General features: G+C 31.2%; 5 protein-coding genes. All 5 read right to left on the bottom strand.

The features are described 5' to 3' along the window. Nucleotides 1–152: 152 nt before the first annotated feature. The gene (locus JCM14822_RS17910; protein WP_054743964.1) at nt 153–731 is read right to left on the bottom strand and encodes a DUF1643 domain-containing protein; all 579 of its coding nucleotides are present in this window, start codon (nt 729–731) and stop codon (nt 153–155) included. A gap of 86 nt (nt 732–817) precedes the next feature. Continuing rightward, entirely contained in the window at nt 818–2,428 is a 1,611-nt protein-coding gene (locus JCM14822_RS17905; protein WP_054743961.1) for an ADP-ribosylglycohydrolase family protein, read from the bottom strand. An 8-nt stretch (nt 2,429–2,436) separates the two neighbouring features. Further along, a complete protein-coding gene (locus JCM14822_RS17900) occupies nt 2,437–3,114 on the bottom strand; it encodes a DarT ssDNA thymidine ADP-ribosyltransferase family protein (protein ID WP_054743959.1) in 678 nt (225 codons plus the stop codon). A gap of 19 nt (nt 3,115–3,133) precedes the next feature. Then, nucleotides 3,134–3,526, bottom strand: a complete 393-nt coding sequence (locus JCM14822_RS17895; protein WP_054743957.1) for a 3'-5' exonuclease — start codon at nt 3,524–3,526, stop codon at nt 3,134–3,136. Next, on the bottom strand, nt 3,523–4,560 hold the full coding sequence (locus JCM14822_RS17890; protein WP_157047884.1) for a UvrD-helicase domain-containing protein: 1,038 nt from the start codon (nt 4,558–4,560) through the stop codon (nt 3,523–3,525). Before JCM14822_RS17890 ends, JCM14822_RS17895 begins: the two co-directional genes overlap by 4 nt. Nucleotides 4,561–4,581: the final 21 nt, after the last annotated feature.

Raw genomic sequence — 4,581 nt, 5'->3', positions numbered from 1 at the left:
TCATCACCATATTCACTATCTAAGATTTTAAGTAGCTCTTTAACTTTTGATTGTACATCTTTTCCTAATCCCTGTATTTTAACCATTTCTTTTACTTTACCTAACTTAATCATTTCTATATCTTCCATCTTTTTAGCAAATTAAAAAGCAACCTATTCAGACTCTTTTCCTGTCTTTTTAGGTTGCTTTGTTACTACTTTATTTTGTTCTTTTGGTTTACCCATCTTCAATAACTTCCATCCACTTCTTACTGATGGTGCTAACGGATGCCAACCATATCTACCTTTCTCATCACAGATTTCATATAGCTTATTCTCATGCTCCTTAATAAGCTCCATCAACTGCTCTACTCTTGTCTTTATCTGTTTATTAGTTTCTCCACCCTTACCTACTGCAATAATAACTGTATCTGTTCTTGCTACACTAGCACGTATCATCTTATCATTTGTTTCATCTGTTAATAGCTCTATCTTAATATCACTGTTAATTTCTGCATTAAGCTTTGAGAAGATATTCACTATCTCTACACTTCCATAGCCTAACTTTGAAATGTTATTAATGATATACATAGTAGTTAAATCCATTGTTACTGCATTTGCTATTGCTGGATTTAGCATGATAATAGTTGCTTTCTTTAATGAGTTATCCCATTCCTTATATAGTAGATACCTATGATGTCTATCCTCTGAATAATGTACCTCTGTTGTTATAGTAGATTTCTCTATCTCCATTTCTTCACCTCCTAAAATAATAAAAGCTACAACCTAATCATCTTAGATTGTAGCTTCTAAATTAATAATATATATCTATAGTATTATTATTTACATTTTTTTATTTCCTTTATCAAATCCTGAATTACTTTTTCACTAACTTCCATCTTAATAATTTTTTTCTTTACAACTTCATCCATTTTATCTAATTGGTCTACTGTATCATTTTTTTCTAATTCATTCAAAATCAACTCTATAACCTTAAATATCTTTTTAGCTGTTATTCTAGGAGGTACTATCCGTTGAATTGAATCACAAAGTTCTATAAACCTCCCGTATCTATTGTCGTTTTTTTCTTTCACTGGTTCAATTCTAGTAAATTTTGTTTCTAATGCCTTATCTACCGGAATATAGTCTTTAAAGTAAATACTTTGTCCAAACTCACTCTTGCAAGTATACAAATAAACATCATACTTACTTATCTGAGACTCTAATTTTTCCTTCGATAATAACTCTACTTTATTAAAAGGAGCAATTACAAATGAGCTTCCTATTTGCATATTTCTCATTTTTCTTTTTAATATAATTACGTTATCTTGTAACCACTGTTCATGCTTATATAGTTCTTTAGCTCTTTCAGATAATCTTTGACTTACATCATATACATACTCAAAATCTTGAACTTTCATCCATTCAATAGGTATACATTCCATCCCATATAATGCACCTAATAGTCCTCCTACTGCTGAAGCAATAGTATCAGTATCTGCATTTTTTAATGTTGCTGCCTGTACCAGTCCTTGTTGTGGACTTGAAGCATATTTGCATGCTAAATATATTGAAACAACTGCTGTATTAGTTCCTGCCCCATTTACTTTTTTATCGAAGCACCCTAAACTATTCAATGTATTATCCATTACTTCAATAATTCCTTGACTCAATCCCTTTTGTGCAATCTTTAATAAATCTATTGTTTCTTCTACTGTCTGCTTCCATATGTCATAATATCTATCTCTATAAATATCTTGTGCGCTTAATAACCAGTTATCAATATTATTAATATCAGGCACTTGACTCCATTGACTTTTATTCTTAATTAAATACTCAATAAGTTCACCATAATCCAGTGTCTTATTAATTGACAACATATATGAAACAGCATCAGCATAGATAAGTGCTCCTATTATTGCTCTTGGATGACCATGCGTATAAATTGAGTTAGCAAATACTTGCTTAAATATTTCCTTTTTATTTGAACTATTATATATTACATGTGGTAATATTCTCATTAAAGCACCATTTCCACCTGCTTCAAAATAGCGAATCTCTCTAGCATTCTTCTTACTCCATGGTTTTTCATTATTATTCCAACATTTTGCTGCTCTTAGAGTAGCACCTCCTCCCCCTCGTTGATAAAGAAGCCATGTTGGTAATTCGCATTTCGAAAAAGCATTCATCCAAGTCTCTGTACTCATTAAGCTTCTAGCTGTTGCTAATAGAAGTTGACTATCATCACTATAAGCTCCTCCTCCTATCTCTTCAATGTGCGCATAATATTTGCCTCCACTTCTTCTTTTCCAATTAATAAATCCATTAGAACTAAGTTCATCTTTTTTTCCTATCCTATTTGAATTTTGCTCATATGGCCAACCTAAAGCATCTCCAATTACCGCTAAAATAAATGCTGCCTTACATCTATCTTGATTAGTTATATCCATCTAATCACCTACTCTTCAAATTTTTCTTCTTTTGGCCTTATTCCATTTGCTATCATTCTACTTAAATCTGTAGTAAATAATTCTTTACAAATAATAATATCAAGATTATCGTCAATTCCACAAAATTTTAATCTACTCTTCTCTATTCTTGCCGCTTCTATGTTCGGAACTATCATATACATTATTTTATGCCTTGGAATTTGCTTATATATCATTACTTCGCCTTGGTCATTAGTTGGACAACTTTTTAATCTTGTTGGTTGTCTATAAAAATCTGTTCTTCTATTTCCACAAACGCGCTGATTATACATCCCTTCAAATCCTTGTATCCCACTCTTAAGAAAGCTTCCTCTATTAAATGCTGCATTAGTCTCACAAAACAGTGTCTTTTTTTCAAGCATTATATCAGGATTAATACACAATATTACCCAATCCTTAAATAAAGGGTCCGAATCCTTTATTTTATTCAAATACCACATATTAGGATATTCTATACTTGTGCTTATGTAATCTTCACGACCATCAAATCTATTAGTATCATTTCTATTTAATACATCATATTCCATAAAATCATTTGCTTGTATTCCATTAACAGAACTTAATATATGTAGCATTTTAGTTGACTTAGTAAAATGACATAATCTTGTTATTCCTCTATCTCTTATTTTATCAATCAAACTGCACATTGCAAGTCCCCCCCTAATATTAAACTTCAAACTCTTGATAAATACCATTTTTATTTTCAGGAATTAATTCACTTCTTGTGCCACTATACGTCAATATTAACCCTCGTCTTGCTCGAGTTACTGTAACATAAATTAGTTTAATTTCTTCTGCTAATGCATCATCTCTATCATCAAATGCTCTTAAATTACTCTCATCCGGAATAACTTCCGTGTTACAAAACGGCATAATTACTGTATCAAATTCTAATCCTTTAGCTGCATGATATGTACCAATAGAAAGATTTATATTCTCATTCCAATATCCCATTTCACCTCTTAGCACTTGGTAATCATTTATATCATGCATGAACCTCTGTATCTTTCTTACTAATTCTCTAGTTCTAACTAGAATAGCCACTTTACTAGTCTTCATCTCTCTTTTGGCCAAATCAACAACATACTTAATCTCTTCTTTAGATTTAACATGTATAATTGCTGGTTTAGGCCTGATGCTTTGGGAGCAACAGGTAAAATTAAATCTTTATCTCCTCTTTCTTCAAAGTATTGCATTTTAGTAATAGCTACAGCTAAATCCCTTATTTCTTTAGAATTTCTATAGTTATACTCAAACTTCCACACCTTAGATACAGATATATCAGCATTTCTCCATGAAAGCCTGCTTCCATATATTTGCTGAGCTATATCACCAAAAAAGCTCAAACTTCCATTATTACTGACTAATCTAACTAGTGCTCTTAGCATTTCTGGCGAAAAGTCTTGTCCCTCATCTACAATAATATGCCTATATCTTCTATTACTCTTATCCTTATCTAGTTCTTCCTTCATATATGTTGCAATATCATCCCAATCATACATGTATCCCTTATCTTTCCTTATAACTAGATATTCTGTATATACTTGATAAATATTTTTTCTATTAATTCTATTAACCTTTGTGCCTGCTCTTCCAACACGTTCCATTTTTTCATACACATCACTATTTTGAATCCCCATTTTTTGTATCCAACTAATTTCATCATAATAAAACTCAATATGTTTATTATAAACAGCATTATTTCCTTCTTTTCTTTTACATACTTCCAATGCCTCTTCTATCATATCCAATTTAACATTAGTTCCATATGAATTAGTAGGTACTATTGCCCCCCATTGTTTCATCAATCCTCTACTATTTAAATATCCCATAGCTACTTTATGAAAATGCTCAATCACTACTTTATTTTCCTTTTTATTATCCAATCCCTTCAAAAAAGAAACTAATGCCTTATTGAAAGTTACCAACAATACCTTTTCATTTTTATCACAAAAATTTTCTGCTAAATAATAAGCTCGTAAAATAGCTAAAGTAGTTTTCCCACTACCGGCACATCCTAATATAACAGCATGCCCTCTTTCTGGTAAACATAGTACCTCTCTCTGCATTCCCTCTGGTTTTGGTAAACTCATAAAATCCCCTCCTATTTTATT

This window comes from Cellulosilyticum ruminicola JCM 14822 (assembly GCF_001311925.1).
GTDB classification, from domain to species: Bacteria; Bacillota; Clostridia; order Lachnospirales; family Cellulosilyticaceae; genus Cellulosilyticum; species Cellulosilyticum ruminicola.
Note: the sequence above shows the minus strand (reverse complement) of the source record. Positions and strands in the feature narration are given on the sequence as shown.